Origin of the sequence: Ochrobactrum sp. C6C9, from assembly GCF_022627935.1 — a bacterium.
Classification (GTDB): domain Bacteria; phylum Pseudomonadota; class Alphaproteobacteria; order Rhizobiales; family Rhizobiaceae; genus Brucella; species Brucella teleogrylli.
The window spans coordinates 1-23,861 of the sequence record NZ_JABXGB010000038.1 but is presented as its reverse complement, the minus strand read 5'-3'; the positions used below and the strand labels follow the sequence as shown (position 1 = coordinate 23,861).

Here is a 23,861-nt window from a genome sequence, read left to right as displayed (position 1 = left end):
GGATCAAGCGCCAGCGTGGTGGCGATTTCCAGCGCCCGCTTGCGGCCATAGGACAGATCGGCAGCCAGTGCATGACGGGCATCGGCAAGGCCGACGCGCTCCAGAAGCTCGACGGCTCTCGCATCCAGCCGGTCCAGCGCGGAAAGCGAACGCCAGAATTGCGTGGCAAGACCGTTCGGGCGTTGCAGCGCCACCTTGACGTTTTCCAGCACGGTGAGATGCGGGAAGGTGGCCGAAATCTGGAACGAACGCACCAGTCCCATCCGCGCCACTTTGGCCGGGTCGGTTTTGGTGATGGTTTCGCCCAGAAGCGTGATCTCGCCGCTTGTCGGCTGCAGAAACTTGGTCAGAAGATTGAACACCGTCGTCTTGCCAGCCCCGTTCGGGCCGATCAGCGCATGAACGCGGGCGTGTTCCACATCAAGATCGACATTCTTCACCGCATAAAAGCCGCCAAACGACTTGCCCAAGCCGCGCGCCGACAAAACAGGACGCGCAGCGGTCCGCGATAGAGAAGTCGAGGTCGCCGGCCCTGCTTCACGCAGAGCCGTCACATTGCCAGTCGAAGCTGTCATCCAAAAAGCCTCTTTACTGCGTCACAAGCGGGCAGCCGCCCTTGTCGAGCGGACGGAATGCCTCGTCACCGGGGATGGTGCGCAGAACTTTGTAATAGTCCCACGGACCTTTGGATTCCTCAGGTGACTTGACCTGAACGAGATACATGTCGTGAACCATACGACCGTCGGCGCGCAGCTTTGCATTGCGGGCGAAGAAGTCGTTGATATCCATCGTGCGCATCTTGTCGAGCACGGCCTTGCCGCTGGTGGATTTTGCCGCTTCGGACGCCTTGAGGTAATTCATGACAGACGAATAAACGCCTGCATGAACCATCGTCGGCATTTTACCGTTCATCCGTTCCCCGAAACGCTTCGACCAGGCACGGGTCTGGTCATCATAATCCCAGTAAAAGCCGGTGGTCAGTGTCAGGCCTTTTGCAGTTTCGAGACCAACGCTATGAACGTCGGAGAGAAACAGTAACATGCCTGCGATCTTCTGGCCGCCCTGGGTAATGCCATATTCACTGGCTTGCTTGAGGGCGGTCATCGTATCGCCCGACGAATTTGCAAGCGCTATCACATCGGCACCCGATGCTTGCGCCTGTAGCAGGAAGGAGGAAAAATCAGTGGTTTCACGCGGATGACGCACCGCGCCCACCACTTCGCCACCGCTTGCCTTGACGGCTTCCGCTGTATCGCGTTCCAGCGCATGGCCGAAGGTATAGTCAACGGTAATGAAGTACCACTTCTTGCCCCCCTCCTGCGTCATGGCGCGACCGGTGCCATTGGCGAGCGAATAGGTGTCCCAGGTCCATTGCGCCGTCGTTGGCGAACAGGCTTTGCCGGTCAGGTCCGAGGAACCTGCCGTGGACGCCAGAAACGCTATGTCCTTGTCACGCGTGATCTCTTGAACCGCCATGGCGACCGATGATGTCGGCACGTCGATAATGGCTTTGACGTTCTTCTCGTCGATCCAGCTGCGCGCCAGCGTCGAACCGATATCCGGCTTGTTCTGATGGTCGCCGACGATGACCTCGATGGGCTCCCCATTCAGCTTTCCGCCGAAATCCTCCACCGCCATTTTTGCGGCCACGACCGAACCTTCGCCTGCCAGGTCGAAGTTCATGCCGGACATATCCGTCAGCACGCCCAGCCGAACCGGTTCTGCCAAAGCCGGACTTGCGAGCATCATGGTGGCAAACACACCCGAAAGCATCATTGATTTCATTTTCATGTTTTCCTCCTCCCAAATTACAACGGTGTCAGCCCGACTGGCTGCTGCTTTCCGCAATCAGTCTCGCCAGATAAAACTGGTCGGCTTCATAAGGCGCAGCCCAGTTGGCGCGGTGTTCTTGATCAATGGCTCTTTTCGTCATCCGCAAGGCCAAGGGTGGACATTCAGCGATGGTCTGCGCGAAGAGTTTGGCGGTTTCGACCGCGCCGCCCGCAGGGGCAATCTTGTCACAAAGCCCCAGATTGAGCGCGTCCTGCTCGCCGATCCGTTCATTGGCGAAGAGCGCCCGCTTGGCGCGCGTCGGACCGATTAGCGATGACAGGAGGGGCAGCCCGCCCCAACCCAGCGTCATGCCCAGACGGACTTCCGGAAACTGAAAGAATGCTCCGTCCGCCATAACGCGGAAATCTGCTGCCAAGGCCAGGATGCCGCCACCACCAACTGCCGGACCTTCAACCGCTGCAATGGTGATCTGCGGCAACAACCGCCACCGATCGCACATGACGCCGCCGAGCGACATGGCCGTGTGGCGTGCAACGGCGCCCGCACTGGTGCGCCACAGGTTCTCGTCCTTCAAATCGACGCCGCCGGAAAAGCGGCTTTCGGTTCCGGCGATGATAACGACCTGAACACTGTCATCCGCCGATAACTCGTCCGCTGCCTGGATAAGCGCCTTGATCGATTCTTCATTGAGAGCATTGGCCTTGCCGCCACGGTCATAGCGCGCCACCGCAATCGGTCCCTCGCGCTTGATATCGACTATGGCCATTTCCATCCTCCCAGATGTTTTCGCTTTGACATACTACCGAGTATGTTGCATATTCCAAACAGGTTTGCAACTGCCCTCTTTTGAAGGTTTAGTTGTGGCCGGGTAGGAGGAATTCAGAACATGACGCCAGACCAGCGCGCGCTCAACCGTAACCATTCCGTGTTGCGATATCTTCTCGATCAATATGCAGCCGAGCGCCCCACGGCACCATTCGTGCATTTTTGGCCGTCGACGGAGTGGGATTACAAGACGACCCGCGACCGAGTTCGCCAGCGCGCGGCAACGCTGCAATCCCATGGCGTAAAACGCGGCGATCACGTGCTTTGTTTTATGGGCAACGGCCCGGATCTGCTCACCACCTGGTTCGCGATCAACTATATCGGCGCAGTCTATGTGCCAATCAACACCGCAGCACTCGGTCGCCCTCTGGAACATATTCTGGACGATGCGGATGCACCGTTGATGATCGCCCACGCCGATCTGGTGGAACGATTGCTGGATGTCGCACCCGGCAAACTGCGCAAGGTTCTGGTGGTCGAAGGCTCTGTTAGCTGTGCAGTCGATGGTGTGGAAATTCTGCCTTTGTCTGACGTGGAAACAGTCAGCGAAACCGAACTTGTTCTCGACAAGCCGATTGAGCCGTGGGACACGCTTGCCATCATGTACACCTCGGGTACGACGGGCAACGCCAAGGGCGTCGTAACCTCTTATGTGCAGCTTTATACGATGGGCCCGGACGCCTTTGACTGCGTCGATGAAACGGATCGCTGCATGATCTGCGGTCCGATCTTCCATTGCGGCTCCACCCTTTATGTCTATGCGATGCTGGCGCGTGGCCTTTCCATCGGTATGATGCGCGAGTTCAAAACCCAGCATTTCTGGCAGGCCGTTCGGGATACGAACTCGACCTATTGCCTGTTGCTGGGCGTCATGGCGAGTTTCCTTCTGAAACAGCCGGTTTCATCGGATGATCGCAACCACCCGCTGCGGCGCGCCTTCATTACCCCGTTCGGCGAGGATGGCCCATTATTTGCGGAAAGATTCGGCGTCGAGGCATGGACCATCTACAACATGACCGAAATCGCCAGCCCGCTTGTTGCTGGACCCGGCATCACGCAAAAGGGAATCGCCGGAAAGCCGCGCCCCTGGTATCAGCTGCGCGTAGTTGACGAAAACGACATCGAAGTGCCGGATGGCACGGCTGGTGAACTGGTCATCCGCTCCGACCGCCCCTGGGCGTTGATGAAAGGTTATTACAACAATCCGAAAGCTACCGTCGAAGCCATGCGCAATGGCTGGTTTCACACTGGAGACAGCTTTCGCAAGGATGAAAACGGTGTCTATTTCTTCGTGGATCGCCTGAAAGACGTCATCCGGCGGCGCGGTGAAAATATCTCGTCCTTCGCTTTGGAGGCCGAAGTGCTTTTCCACGACACCGTCAAGGAATGCGCAGCTATCGCAGTCCCGAGTGAACTGAGTGAGGATGAAGTTCTGATCGCCGTAACCCCTGTCGAAGGGCAGGAAATCGTTGCGGGGGAACTGCTGGAGTTTCTCGCAGGTCGTCTGCCCCGCTTCATGGTGCCGCGCTATGTACGAATTTTGGAATCTCTTCCAAAAACCTCGAGCGGTAAAATTCAGAAACATGTACTACGCAGCGAAGGCATTACCGGAGATACGATTGATCGCGAGCTCAAGGTGAAGCGCGCGAGTTGATCTATCAAAATCGAAAGACCTGGACATCATGGAAAATTTCATCTTCAACACAACGCCATCCATCGTGCTGCAAACCGGCGGGCTGGCGAAGATTGTCGATATTGCCGGACACCTATTGGGCAAGCGCGTTGTTATCGTCACCGACAAGGGATTGCGTAAGCTCGGACTGCTGACCCCGGCCACAAACGCCTTGGAGCAGGCGGGCATTGCCATCTCGATCTTCGATGATGTGCAGGCCGACCCGCCGGAAAGCAATGTTCTCGCGCTGAAAGACCAGATCGTCGCCCACGAAGCGACTGGCGTTCTCGCCATCGGCGGTGGCTCATCAATGGATGTTGCAAAGGTTGCCGCTCTGTTGGCAAAAAGCGGTGAAACGCTGAACGACATTTACGGCGTCAACATCGCGCGCGGGCCACGCCTGCCGCTCGTGCTGGTGCCAACGACGGCGGGTACGGGATCGGAAGTCACACCGATATCAATCATCACCACCGGAGCATCGGAGAAGAAGGGCGTTGTCTCGCCCCTTCTGTTGCCGGACATGGCGATTCTGGACGCGGATTTGACTGTTGGCTTGCCAGCAGCGGTAACCGCTGCAACCGGCATCGATGCGATGGTGCATGCCATCGAGGCTTATGCTTCGGCTTCCGCCAACAACAATCCTTTGTCGCGTTCGCTGGCGCGCAACGCCCTGCAACTGCTCGGCGCCAATATTCGCACTGCGGTCTTTGAGGGCGGCAACCGCGACGCACGCGCCGCTATGTTGCTCGGATCGTTGCTTGCCGGTCAGGCCTTTGCCAATTCTCCGGTTGCTGCTGTGCATGCACTCGCCTACCCGATTGGCGGGCATTTCCATGTGCCGCACGGCTTGTCCAACGCGCTCGTGCTTGCGCATGTATTGCGCTTCAACTTGCCGGAAGCCAGCCACATTTATGCGGAAATTGCAGCAGACGTTTTCCCGGAACTGAGCACCGTGTCGGCAGAAAAACGTGCTGAAGCCTTTGTCGAAAAACTGGCGGACCTCAGCCGTGAGCTCGGCGTGCCGCAGACATTGCGCGAAGTGAATATTACGGAAGACGATCTGCCCCTGCTTGCGCGCGACGCGATGAAACAGACGCGCCTTCTGGTCAACAACCCACGCAAGGTCACTGAGGCGGATGCCTTGGCGATTTATAAAGCCGCTTATTGATAGCGCCGCTGGTAACATCACGAAAAAGGCCGGGTAAACCGGCCTTTTTCGTATCTATCAGCAAATTTCGAACAGGCCCGCAGCGCCCATGCCGCCGCCAACGCACATGGTCACCACCACGTAACGTCCATTGCGCCGCTTGCCTTCGATGAGGACATGCCCGGTCATACGCGCGCCCGACATTCCATAAGGATGGCCAATCGAAATAGCGCCGCCACTTACGTTCAGTTTTTCATTGTCGATACCAAGCTTGTCGCGGCAATAAAGCACCTGTGCCGCAAAGGCTTCGTTCAGTTCCCACAGATCGATATCATCGACCGTCAGGCCGTGCTGCTTGAGCAGTTTCGGTACGGCATAAACCGGGCCGATACCCATCTCGTCAGGTTCGCATCCGGCGACCGCCATTCCGCGATAAATACCAAGCGGAGAGAGGCCCCGCTTTTCCGCTTCCTTTGCTTCCATCAAAACAGATGCCGAAGCACCATCAGACAATTGCGAGGCGTTGCCAGCGGTAATAAAGCCACCCTGCGCTATTGTCTGCCCCCCGGAAAAGACCGGCTTCAACCCGCGCAAACCTTCCAGTGTGGTTTCGGGGCGATTGCCTTCGTCCATGGCCAGCTCAACGCTTTTTGCGGAGACCTCGCCCGTGGCCTTGTCCTTGACCAGCATGGTGGACTGGATCGGGACAATCTCGGCGTTCAGGCGGCCTGCGGCCTGTGCAGCCGCGGTGCGTTGCTGCGATTGCAGCGCATATTCATCCTGCGCCTCACGCGATATACCATAACGCGCTGAAACGATCTCCGCCGTCTCGATCATGCTCATATAGGTAGCGGGCAGATGCTCGGTCAGCCAGGGATCACGCCAGCGATAGACGTTCATATGCTCGTTCTGTACGAGTGAGATCTGCTCCACACCACCGCCAATGGCAATCGTCATACCATCGCCGGTGATCTGCTTGGCGGCGGTTGCGATAGCCATCAGCCCCGACGCGCATTGACGATCCATCGACTGGCCAGGAACTGAAACCGGAAGGCCAGCCCGCAACAAGGACGTGCGGGCGATATTCATGTGGGTCGTGCCTTGCTGAAGCGCAGCACCAAGAACCACATCCTCTACTTCCGCGCCATCAATGCCCGCGCGCTCAACCGCAGCGGCAATCGCGTGACCCGCCAGCGCTGGCGCAGACGTGTCGTTAAAGGCTCCGCGATAGGCTTTGCCAATCGGTGTGCGCGCAGTTGATACTATGACAGCTTCTCTCATCAAAACTCCTCCACTGACGCCGAAACGTAAAGCCTGTCGGCCAATTCTTTCAATTCCGGAGTCAGCGGAACCGGCCGTCGCGTGTCTCGGTCCACATAGACATGCACATATTCACTTACAGCGGCGGTCAACTCTTCGTCATCCTTGAAGATGCCAAAACCCCACAGCAGACTGGTATTGCCGATATGCTCGACGCGAACCCCGACAACGACATTGTCAGGATAGGAAATTTCGGAGAAATAATTCGTTGAATTGCGCGCAACGATACCAATGGGTGTAGAGCCGTTCAACTCCAGAGCACCAGACGCAATCAGCGACCGGTTCAATGCCGCATCGCAATATTGCATATAGACGACATTGTTGACGTGGCCATAAATGTCCATGTCGCTCCAGCGCGTCTGCATATCGTAGAACTCCCGATAGGCTGACCGGGGTTCAGCCTTCGGTCGGGGTTTTGACGCCGTCATTCGATAACCTCATTGGCGCGGGACGTCGCGATGATGCGGTCCACATGCGCCAAACCGGCATCCGTCTCGATGAAATTAGTCATGTCATCGATCTTTGAGAAAGCAGCCGCAACGGCTTCCGGTGTCCGCTCGCCTTTCGGCAGATAAACGCCTTCACTTTCCACAATCGCCATACGGGCCACAGTTCCCGCACCAGCCAGAAGCACAGTGCGGCTTGGCGCCTGTTCACTGACGAGGAAGAGAGCAGCCGGAACGACGTTTTCGGGTGCGAGGCGCACCAGCATCTCGTCATCCAGCACATCGCCGGTCATGCGCGTTGCAGCAGTCGGGGCAATCGCATTGACATGAATGTCGTATTTGTCGCCTTCAAAATGCAACACATTCATCAGGCCGACGAGGCCTGCCTTGGCCGCACCATAGTTGGACTGGCCGAAATTCCCATAAACGCCAGACGTAGAGGTCGTCATCAGGATGCGGCCATAGTTCTGGCCTTTCATGACGTCCCACACCGCCCGGCTGGCATTGGCCGAGCCAATAAGATGCACGTCAACCACGGCGCGAAAATCGGCCATATCCATCTTCGCGAAGCTCTTGTCGCGCAAGATCCCGGCATTGTTGATGAGAATATCGATGCGACCGAATTCTTCGACCGTGCGCTTCGCCAGCGCCTGCATGTCTTCGAACTTCGTGACGTTGCCAGCGTCGGCAATGGCGACACCGCCCTTGGATCGAATTTCCGCAACGACCTTTTCGGCTGCCTCCGATGCCCCCCCGGTGCCGTCGCGGCTGCCACCGAAATCGTTCACGACGACCTTTGCGCCGCGCGCTGCCAGTTCGAGGGCATAAGCGCGCCCAAGCCCGCCGCCCGCACCCGTTACAATTGCAACACGATTTTCAAAAGAAATGGCCATGTGATCTTCAACCTACTGTCAGTATGAGCCAGTCAGCGGCGAGTGCTGGCTTGGTTTCGTCTTTGATTTCAACGGTCGCTGCAAGAGTCTGGAGCTGACCGTTACCCTTCGGCTGCACCGATTTGGAACTGAACACGCCACGGATGGAAGAACCCACCTTCACCGGCGAAAGGAAGCGGACTTTGTCGAAACCATAGTTGATTTCAACCGTACCGGCTGCAACTTCCGGCAAAACCTCGCGGCTGAGCTTGGTCAACAGGCCGAGCACAAGAAACCCGTGTGCGATGGTGCCACCGAACACACTTTCAGTCGCTGCGCGTTCGGGGTCTGTATGAATGAATTGATGATCGTCGATCACATCCGCAAACCGATCCACAAGCTGCTGATCGATCTTGATCCAGTCCGAGTACAGGAGCTGGCTTTCTGCGTTTGCGGACCGCGCAGACGCAGCAGAATTAGGCTGTATTTCCAAATTTATGTCCTCCAAGCGCTGAAAAATGGAACGCGGTCGCATTAATCAACAACATACTGAGTAGTATGCACTTGAACATCGCTTTGTCTAGTGGCATTTTCCTTACGAAATTTGCTAGGCTTGGTTGCCGCTTACCTACGCATAAATCGGAGTAGCAGATGGCTGACAGCCGCCGATCTAACCGCACGGACAGTACCGGGAATGTCGTGATCCTGGAAACAGCCGCCCAGTGTTTCATGGAACAAGGCTTTTCGACCACAAGCATTGATGATGTGGCGCGCAGGATGGGCTCCACCAAGGGGCGTATCTATCATTACTATTCTTCCAAGACGGATTTGTTCTTCGACGTGCACCGCGAAGGCATGGAACGACTGTTCAAGGCCGTTGAGCCTGTTATGACGCTGAATGGCTCAGGCCTGTACCGGCTTGAAGAGATGCTCACCGCTCACGCGCTTGCCATGATGAACAACGTCGCTTTCGAAGCGGTGGTGGTGCAAGGCGTTCACATGCACAAGCTCGCGGCGACCACACCCGACCAGCGCAGAACGCTCAACGAGCTGATCTCGATCAGACGCCGGTTTGAGGATTTGTTCAAGCAGGTCATTCGCGAAGGCATCGAGGATGGCAGCATTCGCCATGTCGACGTGTCGATAGCGGCCAAGGCCGTGCTCGGCGCCATCAACTGGCTGTCGATCTGGTATCAACCCAGAAGCGTTGATACCGACGCCGACAGGATTTCCCTGGCCAAAGAAATTGTGGGCATACAGATCAAAGGGCTGCATTCGTAAGAGACGACCGACCGCCTCCCACGAATGCGCCATCAATTGCTTTAAGAGCTGAACTGGCGAATTTCATTTCGTTGTGACAAAACGATCCAGTTTGCCGAGTGTCTCCATCCCCAGCTCGATCGCTCCGAAGCCCTTGGCATCCTGGAATTCAGCCGCTGTACTGAAGACCATTCCCAGGGTCACTTTCGTAAACCCGTCCTGATCCTCGAACGCGGCCCATGCATCGGCATGTTTCGGCCCGTTCTCACCCCACAAAAGCGTATAGCCCAGCCGTTCCTCCGGCCTGACCTCACAATAGCGGTGGTGGTTCGGATAGGCTGTGCCGTCCGGGCCGATCATGTCGAAAACCCATTCGCCGCCCTGACGAAGATCGATCCTCTTTGTGCGACACGAAAAACCTTCCGGCCCCCACCAAAGCGGCAACGTCTCGGGGTTCATCCATGCCTTCCAGACAACCGCTCGCGGCGCCCGTATGATTTTCTGCAACACCATGGTGCGCTCGGCGGCTTGTGCCAGATTGTCTAGACCCGCGCCGAAGCCTTCGCTATAGCCCGCCTCCAGATTCCCGGCCAGCGAAGACAGCTGAACCGTCACCGCCACACTGCTGCGTTCCCCCTTATCGGCAAAGGTGGCCGTGACCAATGCTGCCGATTGCTTCACGCCTTCGCTGGAGATCACTTCGTAATTCACGCTGCGCAACGCGGGCTGCAATTCGAGCCAGCCACATTCGCAGCGAATGTCGGGCTGACCTTTCACCCTGCATAGCGAAACCTCGCGACCGCCGATCCGTGTGTCGGCTTCCAGAAATTCCACTTCGACGGCAGAGTTTGGCGCAGCCCAGACCGCCCGCGCGGCGGGTGCGGTCCACGCCTGCCACAGAACGGATACCGGCGCCGCCACGTTCCGCTCAAAGGTAAGCGTTGCAAAACGACTGTCATCTGTTGCCGCTACGCCCATGCTACCGGGCTTCTCAATCCGTGTCATTCTTGCGCTCCTCCATCACATTCATCACAAACGCATCCAGCCGATCCAGACGTGCTTCCCAAATGGCGCGCTGTTCATCCATCCAACTGCGCGCTGGCTCCATAGCTTCAGGGCGGATAGCGCAAGTGCGTATTCGTCCATCCTTCGATGACACGATCAAACCAGCCTCTTCCAGCACGGAAAGGTGTCGCATCACCGTCGGCAGGCGCAGCCCCGTCGGACCAGCCAATTCCGTCACCGCTGTAGGCCCACCAGCCAAACGGGTCAGGATCGACCGTCGTGTCGGGTCTGCCAACGCGTGGAACAATAATGAAAGATCTGGATCATGCTTAGCCATATTGCTAACTATTCAGATATCGGAACAATGCGCAAGAGAAAACTTCGCCAATCAGCTAAGTTTTCTCTTGCGCTGTTACTTTGCGTCCCGGCTATGAGAAACAGCTAGCCGCAATATGCGCGACTGATTTTGCCGGTCGTGGCGTCTGTTTCGATGGTGATGCGCTCCTGCCTGAAATCCATTGTAACCGGGTCGCCGGGCTTCACTTGGCGGACGATGGTTGCGCCTGTCAGCTGCATGGCGGCGTCGTCGGTAAGTCTATCCATGCCAGCGAGGGTTTCTGCGACATCTTTTTTGCAAATTCCAGCCTGAGCTTCGGGCGCAGCCGGGACTTGTTCTTTTTGACATGCGGATACCGCAAGCACCAACACCGCACCGGACAACAAAAATGAGCGACGCATGAAATCCATGATCAAGATATCCTTTCAGAACGAACCATCTGCCACCGGAATAGCGCTATTGCGAAACACCAGCAGCCTTATGACCGTTGATAATCTCGCTCAGATGACTGGAACCTGAACGCAGGACGATTTCCTGTTGGCGCAGCAAATCAGTATCGATATGTTTTGCCGGAATAGCGATCGGTATCAGGATGGAACTATGAACCTGCATAATGGAAGCATATGGGCGCGGTTCCGCTCTGCCTTGCTCCCATTTATCATATGGCTTCTGCTTAATCTTCTGGTAATCGGCGGCCTTGCAGTCTATCAGCGATCCGAATTGTTGTCCGAACTCCAGGCAGCCAGTTTCACGTTACATCGTGAAGCTTCTCAACGTGCGGTTCAGCATGATGCCCATTTGACTGCGCTTTCGACGATAGCGCAATCCAAGGTGCGGACTGCCGAACTCTCACAAGACGACGTGTTTCTCGAAGTCGCTACGACCATCACACGTTTCTATCCACGGATCGATGAAATTCAACTTGTGCCGATCGACCCGTCAGCGCCTGTCACTGGCACAAGACGGCTGGAACCGGAGCTGACCGCAACCATACGAGCGGCGGCACTTTCATCGAGCGGCATTCCGAAATTGATCACACCAGCGGCGCGTCCCGGGCATTACATGATTGTAAAGCGCAGCCCGAATAACGACGATCCCCACGATGGGCTGGCGCTATCGATAAATGCTGACGCCCTGATCAGCTCGGACGATGCATTCTGGCGCCGTAGCGGTGTTGCGCGCCGACTTCTGATGCCGGATGGAACAATTCTTTTCAGCAACCCAGTATCATTTGGCGCAGCGCTCTTTTCCAAGCAATTGGGAAGCGCCTCTCAGCCGCTTCTTTTCGAAACCGCCATGAAGGTGGGATGGGCCGCTCTGCTGCCTCTGGACCAGTTGACCCCGATCCTCATTCTCATAAATCTGCTTTTCTTCGGGGGGCTGGTCATCATTCGCCAAATGAAACGCACACGCCATGCGGAGCGTCGCGCCGAACTGAGCGGCCTTGAAGCCCGCCTGGCCCATGCGTCGCGCGTCAACACGATGGGGGAAATGGCAAGCGGCATGGCGCATGAATTGACGCAGCCGCTGACGGCGCTTCTCGCTGGGGCGCAGGCCGGACGCCGCCTGTTGAGCCGCAACAACACAACAGCGCTTGCGAGTGCGCTTGACGATATGGTGGATCAGGCGCGCCGCGCGTCGGCCATTCTGGATCGGTTGCGCAACTGGTCGCGTCCGCAACGCAGGGAAAACATCAAAGCCGACCTGCGCCTTTCACTGCAAAATGTACAAACCTTGCTGGCCTCAGAAGCAAAACGGCAAAGTGTCGGGTTAGACCTTCTGATGCCTGAAAGCCCTTTGATGGCCGCAGTAGACCCCGTGGAAATGGAACAGGTAATGTTCAATCTTCTGCGCAATGCTATCGAGTCTTTTCGTGACACCGACGATGATCGTGATCGGCACGTAACAGCGTCGCTTAAAACGGAAGGATCCATGGCGGTTCTGGAGGTTCAGGATAACGGCCCAGGTGTCACGCCCGAGCTGCTGCCCCGCCTTTTCACGCCGTTTACGACAACCCGCCCCGAGGGAACCGGCCTTGGACTTGCGTTGAGCCAACGTCTGGTTGAACGCTTCGGCGGCGAGATTTCCTATATCCCACAGGAACACGGCGCGCTATTTCGCGTGGTGCTTCCGATGGCTGTCGACAGAGAAAGTTGAAATTAATGGTTCAGCCTGTTTACCTCGTCGAGGACGATGCAGCAGTCAGAAAGGCCCTCAGCCTCCTGCTCTCGACCATAGATATCGAGGTTAAAACTTTTGTCGATCCGTCGGCTTTTCTGGCACAATTGCCACGGCTGACGCCCGGATGCCTGATTTTCGACATTCGTATGCCGGTGATGACGGGCCTTAAACTGCAGGAGGTTTTGGCTGCGCAGGAAATCGACTGGCCTGTGATCATTATTTCCGGCCACGGCGATATCGAAGCCTGTCGCCGCGCTTTTCGCAATGGCGCTGTAGATTATCTATCCAAACCCGTCGATGAGCAGGACCTGATCGATGCGATCCAGAAAGCCCAGCAATTGCTGGACCACAAGCTGGGCAGCAAGGCGCTGAGAGCCGAAACGCTTGCCTTGCTCGATATGTTGACAGCACGCGAGCGCGAGGTGCTGGACCGTATTGCGCAAGGCTTCACCACCCGGCAGATTGCGGATGGTCTTGGGTTATCTCCACGCACCATCGACAGTCACCGTGCAGCCATTGGCGTAAAACTAGGCACCACATCGCAAGCGGAAATGACTCGCCTGTGGCTCGAAGGAAGTGCAAATCCGTAGAACTACGGATAAGATCGCAAATGCTACGGATTCAGTTTCAGGGCGGGCAGAGTTAGATCACACCCATCGAAACCGAGGAACGACCATGATCCGCAAACTTGCTATTATCGCTCTGTCGCTGGCTCCGGCTACCGCTTTCGCTCAGACCCTTCCCACGACGCCCTATCTGCCGCTCGATCTGGCAACCAAAGCCGCTCAGGCTGCACTCGATGCATGTGTCGCCAAGGGCAACAATGTGAGCGTTGCAGTTGTTGCGCGTGATGGATCGACGAAGGTGCTGCTGAAAGCCGATCTTTCCGGCCCGCACACTGGCAACAGCGCCACAGGAAAAGCGTTCACGGCGGCAGCTCTTGGCCGTGACTCCGGCGAACTCGCAGAATTTATCGCGTCGAAGCCAGCCAATAGCGGCATGCGGGATATGGATTCACGCTTCGTCATCCAGGCGGGCGGGCTGCCGATCAAGATCGGCGATGCGCTAGTGGGCGGAATTGGCGTCGGCGGCGCACCGTCGGGCGCAACGGATGCCGAATGCGCACTTGCCGGTATCCAGGCAATCGTTGCAAAATAAAGAACAGTCGGGGCCGCAGCTAAGCGGCCCTAATCTTTTCTGGCAGGTGAGCCACTGTTGCCTTGAAACGAGGTTCCTTTTCATAGATGAAGGCGGGATAATCCGCGCCTACGGACTCTGAACGGGAAACTTTGATGACTGTTACGATTTACCACAATCCGAAATGTGGCACCTCTCGCAACACACTGGCTATGATCCGCGCCAGCGGAGAAGAGCCGGTCATCATCGAATATGTTCAAAATCCGCCTTCACGCGAACGACTTGCTGAGTTGCTCACCGCAATGCAGATGACACCCCGCCAGCTCCTTCGGGAAAAAGGCACGCCCTATGCAGAATTGGACCTCTCCGATCCAAAATGGACGGATGATGAGCTGATCGATTTCATGATGGCGCATCCGATCCTGATCAATCGCCCGATCGTTGAAACGCCACTTGGCGCCAAACTCTGCCGTCCATCAGAACTGGTCCTCGATATTCTCGAAAGCCCGATTGCGTCCTTTACCAAGGAAGACGGCGAACAGATCACCTATCAAAGAAAATAACGGTCAACGTCGAACGTTGCTGAAGCCATGCCGGATTTGTGCGACATTTCACCCGAGCATCTTGATAAAAAAAGCCACTTTGGTACTAAAAGAAGGCCATTACACAATCAGGATGTGATCAAGAATTTTGATATGACGAATATTTTTCAAATCTTGCTCAATATTTCCAACGGCTTGAAGAATGTGTCGGCATTTCCTCTCATGATGGATGCCAGATCAGACGATGCCATTGGGTTGCTGCACATCTAGGTTTGCAGCGACCCCGACACTCCCATCACTAAGAAACATCTAGTTCGCACTGGCAGGGCCAGTCGTTCTTTTCAACGTTTGGGTTTTTAAATGGCTATCTGGACTGAGTTGGCGCGCGCCGGCAATGACGCTGGCGACGAAATATTGTTGCGACAAAGAGGCGATATCTACGAAATTCGATATAACGGGTTGGAATTGATGTCGAACGTCAATTTCCAATCGGAGATTGTTCTCGCTGAACGTTCACTGCGCTTCTTAAATCACACGCCCAAGAGAATTCTCATCGGTGGGCTTGGCATGGGTTTCACGCTTCGAGCAGCGCTCGATTTTGTTCCGCAGGACACGCAGATAACCGTGTGTGAACTCGTTCCTGAAATTGTCGAATGGAACCGTTCCCTCATCGGTCATCTGGCCGACCATCCAATTCGGGATCATCGTGTTGAACTTCAGGTTGGCGACGTCATGGAGACGTTACGACAGCGGCCTGCGGCATATGATCTGATTTTGATGGATACCGATAATGGTCCTGATTTCCTCGTAAGAGAACAGAACAACGCAATTTATTCTGGAGGCGGCCTCGCCGTCCTGGGAAGAGCCTTGACCACGACTGGGGCGGCAAGTTTCTGGTCGGCAACCACATCGTCAAAGTTCGAGAGAATGCTTGATGCGGAACGATGGAACTGGAACCGTCACGATATATGCCTGATAGGTGGCAGAGCCGATGCATTTCATTATGTTTATTCTGTCAATCGAAGCGCAAAAACGGTTCTACAATCCAAAAAGAATAGCAGCCCGCGCCAAACAGTCAGTGCCTGACAACTCCATAGGGAGGAAGGCGGCTTACCGCTGCTTTCCTTTCATCATCTGCATATCCCGCACTGCTGCAAAGGCGAGGTCGGCGAGCGGCCCGGTCGCAAATTCTACCTCCACAGTATAATACGCTAGGCGTTCAGCGCATCGGATGCTAAATCCTCCATAGAAAGACATGACGACCACGGAAGCTCGAGACGCAGCGATGATGAATCACGAATCCCATGACCCAGGCGGCAAGGTTCGTTTGAAGGTTAAACCGGAGATCAGAGGCGACGCGGTCTTTTCCGAATGCGGTCGATACCGTCGTCTTCTGACGCGCGAATGGGACGGTGGAGATAAAGACGGATATGTGCTCTGGATCGGCATGAACCCCAGCACTGCAGCCTATGATGTGGATGATCCAACAGTTTTCAAAGAGCAGAAGTTTACGCGCCGCTGGGGCTACAGCCGCTATGTAAAATGCAACGTCATGGATTATCGCGCCACAAACCCAAAAATGTTGCTGGAAGAAGGCGTTGTTCCTTGCACCGAGGAGAATGTTCAGACAATTCTCGAACAGGCCAAACATGCAGCAATCGTGGTGATGGCCTATGGATCACTGCACAAGAAGTTGGCGCATCATGGCGAGCTCATCACGAATGCGCTGCGCAACAACAATATTAAGCTCCATGCGCTGAAGATTACAAATAATGGCTCGCCCGGCCACCCGCTTTATTTGAAGGATACGAGCGAATTGATCGCTTATTGAAACACGAACGATGTTCGGCTGGACACAAAAACTATTATCGCTCCGGTGAGCGACAGATGCGCAAAACCGGCACCGCAGATCAACGACAGAAAGACGGAAAATTGGCCAAGAACCCTCCCCGCAATCAGGCTGGTTTTGCAACGCGCGCGATCCATATCGGTCAGGAACCAGATCCTTTGACCGGAGCCGTGATCCCTCCGATCTACCATGCAACGACATATGTGCAGGACGGGATTGGAGCGAGCAAGGGTTTCGACTACACCCGCAGCGGCAATCCAACCCGAAATGGTCTCGAACGCTGTCTGGCAGACCTTGAAGGTGCAGAAGCCGCGTTCGTTTTTCCCAGCGGCCTAGCGGCAGCGGCGACATTAATTGAAGCGCTGCCGGCGGGATCGTCGATATTGGCGCATAACGATCTTTATGGCGGTGTCTATCGACTGCTTGCCGACGTCAAGCCGATCACGGCGGCGCATAATGTCAGTTTCGTGGATTTTTCCGACGAAGCCGCTCTTCGCAAGGCCGTCGCCGATCACAAGCCCGCTCTGCTCTGGCTTGAAACACCATCCAATCCTACGCTGCGCATCGTTGATCTTTCTCTGGTCGCGGAACTCGGCAACAAGGCTGGCGCGATCACGGTTTGCGACAGCACCTTCTCCTCGCCAGCTGGCCAGCGCCCGATCGACTACGGAATTGATGTGGTCGTCCATTCGGCAACGAAAATGCTGAACGGGCATTCCGATCTTCTCGGCGGAGTGGTTGCGGTCTCTTCGAACGCTCCCGCAGGGCTTGCAGAACGCGTCAAATATTTGCAAAACGCGCTCGGTTCCGTGATGTCGCCGACCGATTGCGCTCTTTTGCATCGCTCGCTGAAAACCTTGGAAATTCGCAGCATCCGACAATCGGAAACCGCGCTGAAGCTTGCAACCCATCTCGAACAAAGAGCTCAAGAACTCGGGCTGACCAAGGTTGTATATCCCGGTCTGGAAAGCCACCCGCAGCATAAACTGGCGGCAAATCAGATGATCAATTTCGGTTGCGTCATCTCCATTGAGGTTGCAGGTGACCTTGCGCGCGTCGAACGCATCTTGACTTCGACCCGCTATTTCCACTTCGCTGTCAGCCTTGGAAGTGTGGAAAGTCTCATTCAGCATCCGTTTTCACTGACACATGCGGTTGTGCCAGAAGACCAGAAGAATGATCTGGGCATTGGCGCGCAGCTCATTCGCATCTCTATCGGTCTGGAAGACCCGGAAGATCTGGAAGCCGACCTTGTGCAGGCATTGATAAATAACCGCTGATCGGTTTTTCGAATAGAAGCAAAGTAGCGAGGCGGCCCCAGCAATCCGCCCGCCATTTTGCTTCACTGACAATTAAAACCCGCATCAGCGACTCTGTGGGTGCATCGCACCTGTCGGAACATTATTCCAGCGAGACTGTTGATCTACTCATCTTGCAGCGATGAGGATAGAGCAATGAAACAGTTCATTATCGCGTTAGTTTTTGCAGTCGCCTCGACTGCAGCGTCTGCGCAAACACCCGGCATGCCGACCCAATCGGGTGGACAGGAACCTGAGGTGCCGGGAAACCCGCCGCCTTCGTCCAATCAGCAGCCTGCTGCACCAGAGAACGTACCCGTTCCTGAAAAAGCGCAACCACCAAAACATGATCGTAAAGACCGGATTGAGAAGCACACAAAGTGTGTGCCAGGTCAGGACGCGAAGAAATGCAGGGACGAACAGCGCGGTCGCAAGTAATCGGCTATCTGTCGTCATTCCTTTTGGAACAATCTCCGTATCGCGCGGTTTGGTAGGGCTATTTCGCTTCGCGTCTGTGCGTAGCGGACCAAGCACTCCATTCCAATGAGCGCATTGATGCCGGAGGAAAAGACATGCCCGCAAAATCGAAAGCACAGCAACAGGCCGCCGGGGCGGCCCTCGCCGCAAAACGCGGAGACAAAGCCAAAAGCAGCTTGCAAGGCGCGTCCAAGCAAATGGAAAAATCCATGAGCGAGACGGAACTCGAGAAGATGGCTTCCACCAAGCAAAAGGGAAAGCCGAAACACGCATCCAAGTCCTGAGCGTCAACCTGCAAGAATTATCGGGACAATGAAACAATTAGCGGCCTGACTGGTTGGGCAGGCCTGTCGCTGAACGGAGCGGCATCCACACCTGAAACACCAAAGGGAGAGTTGGAAATGGCCAAAACCAAGCAACGCACACTTGAGGATCTCTTTTACGATACGCTGAAAGACATCTACTATGCGGAGCGCAAGATATTGAAAGCGCTACCGAAAATGGCACGCGCCGCCGAAGACGAAAAGCTCAAGAATGCTTTCATGAAACACTATGAGCAGACGGAAGGGCATGTCGAACGCTTGCAGCAATGTTTCGAGATCCTCGGAAAGCGCGCGCAGGGCAAAACATGCGAAGCGATTGAGGGTATCATTGCCGAGGGCGAAGAGATTATGGATGAATTTTCCGAGACCCCCGCTCTGGATGCAGGCCTGATCTCTGCCGCGCAGGCGGTTGAGCACTATGAAATAACCCGTTACGGCACCCTGAAGCGTTGGGCGCAAACATTGGGCTACAATGATGTGGCCAAGCTGCTCGATCAAACCTTGCAGGAAGAAGGCCAGACCGACAAGGACCTGACCCAGCTTGCTGAAACGTCAGCCAATCGTCACGCCGAAGCTGCCTGATTTTGATGGACAGCTACGAGAAAATTTGCGTCGTCAGCCAGCCTTCCGACAGTCGGCATAATGTTGCCAGTGTCGAGGCCATCGCTGCACGGTTGGCGAAGCTGACAGGAATCCGTCTCGGTTCCACCGTGCAGCATTTCGACGACGCAGAGCGGACATTCTTTGTGCCGACTTTCTCGCTTATCCGACAAAGCCACCCCGAACTTGATGCCGGTCAGTTTTGGGGTGGCTGTGTGGATCAGGAATTCATGACGACCAAACTGGCGACACACCCCGCCTGGACCGAAGAAGACGCTCTGCCGACCGGCTGGATGCCCCAATTCGCGAAGGATCTGAAAGGTGCTGCCCTCTCCGGTTACTCCGTTTTCTCGCATGACCATGCTGCGCAAGCGGGTGCGTTTCTTATCGACAAGCGAAAGATCCGATTGAAAGATCCCTATGCATCGGGCGGCAAAAAGCAAATTGTCTTTCAAAACAACCACGAACTGGACCTGTTTCTTCAAACGCTTTCGGAAAGCGATATCGCTAGAGGAATGGTAATTGAGGAAGATATTGAAAACTCATCGACCTATTCAGTTGGGCAGGTCAGTCTTGCCGGTCTGACCATGAGCTATCTCGGTCGCCAATATACCGCGAGCGACCTCAACGGCGAGACCGTTTATGCGGGAAGTCGGCTCTATGTGGCACGCGGAGGCTGGGATGCATTGCAAATGCGACTGCGCATGCCTGTCGCCCATCGAATTATCGAAGGCGCGCAACGCTACGATACCGCAGCCGAACAGCATTTCGGCCTCGTCGCCTCGCGTAAAAACTATGACGTTCTGTCGGACCCGTGACGGAAGACGGCTTTTGCTGCGGGGTGCTAGAGCAATCATGGCGAGTGGGCGGGGCTTCTCCCGCGGAAATCCTTGCGCTCGAGGCGATGACTGCGGACAGTTCCGTCAGCGCCTTGAAGGTTGTCGCACGCGAGACTTACGGTGCAGAACCGCGGTTCGCAGTCGATGATTTTGTTGTGTATGCGGGCGAGGACGATATCGGCCAGCCGCTCCATAAATATGCACGAATAGAGAAACTCTATCATGATCCGTAATGCTACCACCATTGATGTAGACCAGGTCCAACTGGACGCCACGGTCATCTCACCGGACACAACCATTCCAGGCGTTTTGTTTCTCCACGGCTGGGCTGGCAATCAGGAACGCGATATTGAACGGGCTAAATCAATTTCGGAACTCGGTTGCGTTTGCCTGACATTCGACATGCGCGGTCACGGACATACAGTCACCAGCAACAAGACCGTAACGCGGGGAGACAATCTGGACGACGTCATTGCCGCCTATGACCGGCTGGCAAGCCTGAAGATCGTAGAGGATGGTTCGATTGTCGTCGTCGGAAGCAGCTATGGCGGTTATCTGGCGACGCTATTGACGGAATTTCGGCCCGTCAGGTGGTTGGCTCTCAGAGCCCCTGCCCTTTATCGCGACAGTTATTGGCAATTGCCGAAAGCGCAACTCGATAGGGTTGATCTCCAATCCTATCGCTCGGCGTTGATCGGAGCAGAGGACAATCGAGCGCTGCGTCAGGCCCGAGAGTTTCGCGGGGACGTCCTGCTCGTTGAGTCCGAACATGATACAATTGTACCCCATCCAACCATCGCCAGTTATCAAAGCGCTTTCATCCATTCTCATTCACTGACCCTGCGTATGCTGGATGGTGCAGACCACGCTCTTGAGGACGCTGTTCACCAGAAGACTTATAACCATCTTCTGACACGCTGGATCAGGGAAATGGTTCTCGGCGCCCGTTAGAATACAGCGTAAAAGCAGAAACTTACGGCCATTATCCAACTCTGTTGGATCAAAACACGAGGCAGTGGAACATCCTAGCCTCTCGCTGGTTAGGACACCTCTCACGATGAAGGGAGGAATTCCATGAAAAGCTCAGTCCGATATCCAGCAGCCGCTGCTTTTGTTCTTATTGCCACCACTGCCTTCGCCCAAACGGCGCCCTCTGATGAGCCGCAAACCCCTGCGGTTACAACGCCAGGCGAGACCAATCCGAACGCACCCGTTCCGGGCAAGAACAGTTTCACCGAAGAGCAGGCAAAGCAGCGTTTCACCGACGCAGGTTACACCAACATCATGAACCTCAAACTGGGCGAAGATGGCATCTGGCGCGCCGAAGCGGCGCGTGATGGACAGCCCTTTAAAGTTCAACTCGACTTTCAGGGCAACGTAACCACGCAATAATAACGCAGCCCAAAACGAACGAAGGAGATGACAATGGTACATGTCACCGGTCTTTTCGATAATCCTGACGAAGCGCTCGACGCTGTCCGGGCACTGCAAGAAGCAGGTATTTCAGCTGACGATATCAGTCTCATATCCAACAATACCAACGGCCAATATGCCGATGATGCTGTCAGAGAAGATCAATCCACCATTGCCGGGGTGGAAACTGGCGCTGGTGTCGGAGCTGTTGCGGGTGGTGGAGCCGGACTGCTGACGGGGCTGGGACTGCTTGCAATTCCCGGTGTCGGGCCCGTCGTTGCCGGCGGTTGGCTGACGGCCACCCTCGTCGGATTGGTCGGTGGTGCAGCTGCAGGCGGTGTTGCAGGAGGCATTGTCGGAGCGCTGATGGAAAGCGGCATTCCGGAGGAAGAAGCGCAAGCCTATTCCGAAGCGATCCGCCGGGGCAGCACGCTGGTCGTCGTTCGGTGCGACGAAGAGGATCGTCAAAAAGTGGAAGCGATTTTCGACGAGTGGGCGCGTGTGGACATCCGGAAACGGCGCAATGCTTATGTCGATGAAGGTTGGGAAGGATTCAGCGCTTCTGGCGCGCCTTACACATCCGACCAGATCGAGCAAGAACGCCGCCGATGGACATAATTTAGAAGTGGAGCAGCCAGCATGAAGGAGGTTACTCCCAAGGATGCCCGGCAAGGCCGGAAGGGAAGCCGGATTTTCCTGATACTTATTGTCAGTCTGGTGCTGGCGATGATTGTCTGGGCGGCGGTCGAATCTTACGGCCAGTTGACCCCCGGCAGGGGTTTCATGGATGACAACAGCAAGCCGCCCGCATCCACGGAATCGAAACCTCCTGCTTCTGCAACGGGCGCGCAATGACACGACCGGCGACAAAAATTACGGAGGCTACCCTAGCCTCCGTTCGGCATGAAGCACTTAGCTGTAGGCGTTGCGAGCTATACAAAAATGCGACGCAAACAGTCTTTGGCGAAGGGCCGGTGGGAGCCGGTATCATGTTCGTTGCAGAACAGCCCGGAGATAAGGAGGATCAAGGGGGGCGCCCTTTGATCGGTCCGGCAGGGCAGATGTTTGAACGCTGCCTCGCGGAAGTAGACCTTTCACGCGATCGTTGCTATCTCACCAACGCGGTCAAACATTTCCGACATATTCAGCGGGGCAAGAAAAGGCTCCATCAGCGCCCTTCGACCAGCCATATAGAGGCGTGTCGCTGGTGGCTCGAGCAGGAGATCGAACTGGTCCACCCGCAACTTATTGTGGCGCTGGGAGCGACCGCCGTGCAATCCCTGTCGGGGAAGCCAGTTCGGATAGCGGACATGCGCGGGCGATTGCTCGCTTACGGTGAGCATATCCAATTGCTCGTCACCATCCACCCTTCCTACCTGCTGCGGCTACGAAGCCGACCGGATTTCGAGAAAGAACGCGCCTTGTTCCTCAAAGAGCTCGCGATGGCTGCGGATTTTGCCAATTAATCCGAACTCTGGACAAACGTGAAGTTTGTTACAACGACAGCACGGAACATCGGCGCGCCGGTCGGGTTAGGCTTATGTCACGCGCGACACAACAACCTTGGAAAGCATAAAACCCACCGGAAGGAAAGATAATGGCCCAGAGTCATACACCAAGCCATACCCAGGGTGGCACCCACGAACAACATGTCAAGGCTGGTCAGCAAAGCCATAAGAACGACGGCAAGCAGGCTAGCGGTGGCAATAATCAGCAGTCTTCCTCACGCGGCGGCTCACACGAGCAGCATGTGAAGGCGGGGCAGCAAAGCCACAAGAACTCTTGACAAAAAAGGGGCGGCATAAGCCGCCCCACACTCAAACCGAACCGTGGTTCGGAAAGGTCAGACTGATGTCTTGCCCCCTCCATTCCGACTACACGTTGGAACCGGACGAGCTTGTTGATATGATCCCGGCATTGCGCGCATTTGCGCGCACTTTTTATAGCCAACGGGAAGATGCCGAAGATCTCGTACAGGAAACGCTCGTTAAAGCCCTAGCAAACCGGGAGAAATATATCCCTTATTCCCCGCTGAAATCCTGGCTTTTCACCATTATGCGCAACACATTTTGCACCCGCATCCGGTTGCAAAAGCGAGAAGCGCCCGGTGTTGCCGAATGTATATCGCCGACCGCAAGCGTCGGTGCTTCACAGGAATATACGCTCGAAGCACATGATGTGCAGATCGCGCTTGAAACCTTGCCACAGAAATATCGCCGTGTGCTTTCGCTGGTGGTGCTGGAAGGTAAAAGCTATGAACGTACAGCTGAAATTTGCGCTTGTTCGATTGGTACAGTGAAAAGCCGTCTGCATCGCGCCCGCCATAAGCTGCACGATATCGTCGATGGTTGATGAACGAAAAACTGTCGAACTGCCTATTCATAGCGTTTTGATTGAAGCGCAAAACCATCGCCCGATATCTTGCGTTTTGCCTTCGGACATGACTAACTAACTACTTGTTATGATTAGTCAATATGATAGGGCCAAGTATCTGTTTTTGGCTAAGCGCATTATGGTTTTCGAA

Annotated in this window: 32 protein-coding genes; 22 read left to right on the top strand and 10 right to left on the bottom strand. The window is 55.5% G+C overall.

The annotated features are described in order from the left end of the window. The 3 genes from HWD97_RS21480 to HWD97_RS21470 form a co-directional block, all read right to left on the bottom strand. The coding region (locus tag HWD97_RS21480) for an ABC transporter ATP-binding protein (protein ID WP_371835550.1) at positions 1-575 on the bottom strand (575 nt) is incomplete at its 3' end. Positions 576-588: 13 nt separating this feature from the next. Further along, positions 589-1,791 carry an ABC transporter substrate-binding protein gene (locus tag HWD97_RS21475; protein WP_121538913.1) on the bottom strand — a complete coding sequence of 401 codons (1,203 nt, stop codon included), beginning with the start codon at positions 1,789-1,791 and terminating at the stop codon, positions 589-591. Between the two features lie 28 nt (positions 1,792-1,819). Further along, a complete protein-coding gene (locus HWD97_RS21470; protein ID WP_121538914.1) occupies positions 1,820-2,560 on the bottom strand; it encodes an enoyl-CoA hydratase/isomerase family protein in 741 nt (246 codons plus the stop codon). A 120-nt stretch (positions 2,561-2,680) separates the two neighbouring features. On the opposite strand from HWD97_RS21470, the gene HWD97_RS21465 reads away from it, so the two are divergent. Continuing rightward, the gene (locus HWD97_RS21465) at positions 2,681-4,273 is read left to right on the top strand and encodes an AMP-binding protein (protein WP_121538915.1); all 1,593 of its coding nucleotides are present in this window, start codon (positions 2,681-2,683) and stop codon (positions 4,271-4,273) included. A gap of 28 nt (positions 4,274-4,301) precedes the next feature. Then, complete coding sequence (locus HWD97_RS21460; RefSeq protein ID WP_121538916.1) at positions 4,302-5,459, top strand: iron-containing alcohol dehydrogenase; 1,158 nt, start codon at positions 4,302-4,304, stop codon at positions 5,457-5,459. A 57-nt stretch (positions 5,460-5,516) separates the two neighbouring features. Here the strand turns inward: HWD97_RS21460 and HWD97_RS21455 are convergent, their stop codons facing one another. From HWD97_RS21455 to HWD97_RS21440, 4 genes are read right to left on the bottom strand one after another with little or no spacing between them, the layout of a single operon-like run. Beyond that, positions 5,517-6,719, bottom strand: coding sequence for an acetyl-CoA C-acyltransferase (locus HWD97_RS21455; RefSeq protein ID WP_371835549.1), 1,203 nt, complete (start codon positions 6,717-6,719; stop codon positions 5,517-5,519). Next, a complete protein-coding gene (locus HWD97_RS21450; RefSeq protein ID WP_094513360.1) occupies positions 6,719-7,186 on the bottom strand; it encodes a thioesterase family protein in 468 nt (155 codons plus the stop codon). Before HWD97_RS21450 ends, HWD97_RS21455 begins: the two co-directional genes overlap by 1 nt. Next, entirely contained in the window at positions 7,183-8,097 is a 915-nt protein-coding gene (locus HWD97_RS21445; RefSeq protein ID WP_121538918.1) for an SDR family NAD(P)-dependent oxidoreductase, read from the bottom strand. The genes HWD97_RS21450 and HWD97_RS21445 overlap by 4 nt, the downstream gene beginning before the upstream one ends. 7 nt (positions 8,098-8,104) lie before the next feature. Further along, positions 8,105-8,569, bottom strand: a complete 465-nt coding sequence (locus tag HWD97_RS21440; protein ID WP_140025684.1) for a MaoC family dehydratase — start codon at positions 8,567-8,569, stop codon at positions 8,105-8,107. Between the two features lie 158 nt (positions 8,570-8,727). Between HWD97_RS21440 and HWD97_RS21435 the strand changes: the two genes are divergently transcribed. Beyond that, positions 8,728-9,357, top strand: coding sequence for a TetR/AcrR family transcriptional regulator (locus HWD97_RS21435; protein ID WP_171318219.1), 630 nt, complete (start codon positions 8,728-8,730; stop codon positions 9,355-9,357). A 63-nt stretch (positions 9,358-9,420) separates the two neighbouring features. On the opposite strand, the gene HWD97_RS21430 is transcribed toward HWD97_RS21435, so the two are convergent. The 3 genes from HWD97_RS21430 to HWD97_RS21420 form a co-directional block, all read right to left on the bottom strand. After that, entirely contained in the window at positions 9,421-10,341 is a 921-nt protein-coding gene (locus HWD97_RS21430; protein ID WP_371835548.1) for an SRPBCC family protein, read from the bottom strand. Beyond that, positions 10,328-10,678, bottom strand: a complete 351-nt coding sequence (locus tag HWD97_RS21425) for a helix-turn-helix transcriptional regulator (RefSeq protein ID WP_121538920.1) — start codon at positions 10,676-10,678, stop codon at positions 10,328-10,330. Before HWD97_RS21425 ends, HWD97_RS21430 begins: the two co-directional genes overlap by 14 nt. A 104-nt stretch (positions 10,679-10,782) precedes the next feature. After that, positions 10,783-11,088 carry an I78 family peptidase inhibitor gene (locus tag HWD97_RS21420; RefSeq protein ID WP_235892043.1) on the bottom strand — a complete coding sequence of 102 codons (306 nt, stop codon included), beginning with the start codon at positions 11,086-11,088 and terminating at the stop codon, positions 10,783-10,785. Positions 11,089-11,278: 190 nt separating this feature from the next. On the opposite strand from HWD97_RS21420, the gene HWD97_RS21415 reads away from it, so the two are divergent. The 19 genes from HWD97_RS21415 (at position 11,279) to HWD97_RS21325 (ending at position 23,689) form a co-directional block, all read left to right on the top strand. After that, a complete protein-coding gene (locus HWD97_RS21415; RefSeq protein WP_371835547.1) occupies positions 11,279-12,835 on the top strand; it encodes a sensor histidine kinase in 1,557 nt (518 codons plus the stop codon). 5 nt (positions 12,836-12,840) lie between these two features. Continuing rightward, positions 12,841-13,449, top strand: coding sequence for a response regulator transcription factor (locus HWD97_RS21410; RefSeq protein ID WP_371835546.1), 609 nt, complete (start codon positions 12,841-12,843; stop codon positions 13,447-13,449). Between the two features lie 85 nt (positions 13,450-13,534). Then, positions 13,535-14,017, top strand: a complete 483-nt coding sequence (locus HWD97_RS21405) for a heme-binding protein (RefSeq protein WP_109365913.1) — start codon at positions 13,535-13,537, stop codon at positions 14,015-14,017. 134 nt (positions 14,018-14,151) lie between these two features. Then, complete coding sequence (gene arsC / locus HWD97_RS21400; RefSeq protein WP_140025690.1) at positions 14,152-14,559, top strand: arsenate reductase (glutaredoxin); 408 nt, start codon at positions 14,152-14,154, stop codon at positions 14,557-14,559. A 339-nt stretch (positions 14,560-14,898) separates the two neighbouring features. Continuing rightward, on the top strand, positions 14,899-15,624 hold the full coding sequence (locus tag HWD97_RS21395) for a hypothetical protein (protein ID WP_371835545.1): 726 nt from the start codon (positions 14,899-14,901) through the stop codon (positions 15,622-15,624). A gap of 169 nt (positions 15,625-15,793) precedes the next feature. Beyond that, entirely contained in the window at positions 15,794-16,369 is a 576-nt protein-coding gene (locus HWD97_RS21390) for a DUF1643 domain-containing protein (protein ID WP_371835544.1), read from the top strand. Positions 16,370-16,470: 101 nt separating this feature from the next. Beyond that, positions 16,471-17,667: a PLP-dependent aspartate aminotransferase family protein gene (locus tag HWD97_RS21385; RefSeq protein WP_371835551.1), complete on the top strand. Its 1,197-nt coding sequence runs from the start codon at positions 16,471-16,473 to the stop codon at positions 17,665-17,667. Positions 17,668-17,841: 174 nt separating this feature from the next. Then, positions 17,842-18,123: a hypothetical protein gene (locus tag HWD97_RS21380; protein WP_121538925.1), complete on the top strand. Its 282-nt coding sequence runs from the start codon at positions 17,842-17,844 to the stop codon at positions 18,121-18,123. 134 nt (positions 18,124-18,257) lie between these two features. After that, entirely contained in the window at positions 18,258-18,446 is a 189-nt protein-coding gene (locus HWD97_RS21375; RefSeq protein ID WP_124916016.1) for a DUF3008 family protein, read from the top strand. Positions 18,447-18,563: 117 nt separating this feature from the next. Beyond that, positions 18,564-19,067: a ferritin-like domain-containing protein gene (locus HWD97_RS21370; RefSeq protein ID WP_371835543.1), complete on the top strand. Its 504-nt coding sequence runs from the start codon at positions 18,564-18,566 to the stop codon at positions 19,065-19,067. Between the two features lie 5 nt (positions 19,068-19,072). Continuing rightward, positions 19,073-19,903 (top strand): DUF3182 family protein, encoded by an 831-nt coding sequence (locus HWD97_RS21365; protein ID WP_371835542.1) that lies wholly within the window; start codon positions 19,073-19,075, stop codon positions 19,901-19,903. After that, the gene (locus HWD97_RS21360) at positions 19,900-20,157 is read left to right on the top strand and encodes a DUF3182 family protein (RefSeq protein WP_371835541.1); all 258 of its coding nucleotides are present in this window, start codon (positions 19,900-19,902) and stop codon (positions 20,155-20,157) included. The genes HWD97_RS21365 and HWD97_RS21360 overlap by 4 nt, the downstream gene beginning before the upstream one ends. Next, positions 20,147-20,875, top strand: coding sequence for a S9 family peptidase (locus HWD97_RS21355; RefSeq protein WP_124916018.1), 729 nt, complete (start codon positions 20,147-20,149; stop codon positions 20,873-20,875). The genes HWD97_RS21360 and HWD97_RS21355 overlap by 11 nt, the downstream gene beginning before the upstream one ends. Before the next feature lie 123 nt (positions 20,876-20,998). Beyond that, entirely contained in the window at positions 20,999-21,316 is a 318-nt protein-coding gene (locus HWD97_RS21350; RefSeq protein ID WP_121538929.1) for a PepSY domain-containing protein, read from the top strand. A 33-nt stretch (positions 21,317-21,349) separates the two neighbouring features. Beyond that, positions 21,350-21,955 carry a hypothetical protein gene (locus tag HWD97_RS21345; protein WP_371835540.1) on the top strand — a complete coding sequence of 202 codons (606 nt, stop codon included), beginning with the start codon at positions 21,350-21,352 and terminating at the stop codon, positions 21,953-21,955. A 21-nt stretch (positions 21,956-21,976) separates the two neighbouring features. Next, positions 21,977-22,192 carry a hypothetical protein gene (locus HWD97_RS21340; protein WP_124916021.1) on the top strand — a complete coding sequence of 72 codons (216 nt, stop codon included), beginning with the start codon at positions 21,977-21,979 and terminating at the stop codon, positions 22,190-22,192. Next, the gene (locus tag HWD97_RS21335) at positions 22,189-22,803 is read left to right on the top strand and encodes a UdgX family uracil-DNA binding protein (RefSeq protein WP_371835539.1); all 615 of its coding nucleotides are present in this window, start codon (positions 22,189-22,191) and stop codon (positions 22,801-22,803) included. Before HWD97_RS21340 ends, HWD97_RS21335 begins: the two co-directional genes overlap by 4 nt. A 131-nt stretch (positions 22,804-22,934) precedes the next feature. Then, complete coding sequence (locus tag HWD97_RS21330) at positions 22,935-23,123, top strand: hypothetical protein (protein ID WP_109365901.1); 189 nt, start codon at positions 22,935-22,937, stop codon at positions 23,121-23,123. 65 nt (positions 23,124-23,188) lie between these two features. Then, positions 23,189-23,689 carry a sigma-70 family RNA polymerase sigma factor gene (locus tag HWD97_RS21325; RefSeq protein WP_109365900.1) on the top strand — a complete coding sequence of 167 codons (501 nt, stop codon included), beginning with the start codon at positions 23,189-23,191 and terminating at the stop codon, positions 23,687-23,689. Positions 23,690-23,861: the final 172 nt, after the last annotated feature.